Raw genomic sequence first — 277 nt, 5'->3', positions numbered from 1 at the left:
TCCCCGCCACTAACGCCAGCGTCGAGAGACCGGCAAACATACCCACTTCCTCCCCATTTTCCGGCATCACACGTGAAGCAAGCGCCGCGACCACCCACGCCACCGCAATCTTGGTGAGGACGAGCGTGCCCGATTTACCCAGTACTGTGCCGGTGGCGCTGAGTTTGATGGATGCGCCCATGCAGAAGAACCACACTGCAAGAATCGGGACGGGGCCGGTCATCAACCCATTGGTGAACGAACCAAAGTATTTCCCTGCGGCCGGGGAGAACGTATG

At 59.6% G+C, this 277-nt stretch carries 1 protein-coding gene; it reads right to left on the bottom strand.

The features are described 5' to 3' along the window. Positions 1-277: 2-keto-3-deoxygluconate permease (locus KVT28_RS24990; RefSeq protein WP_217550841.1), on the bottom strand; the 277-nt coding region annotated here is incomplete at both ends.

Source organism: Pantoea sp. GbtcB22 (genome assembly GCF_019091025.1).
GTDB lineage: Bacteria > Pseudomonadota > Gammaproteobacteria > Enterobacterales > Enterobacteriaceae > Pantoea > Pantoea leporis.
Note: the sequence above shows the minus strand (reverse complement) of the source record. Positions and strands in the feature narration are given on the sequence as shown.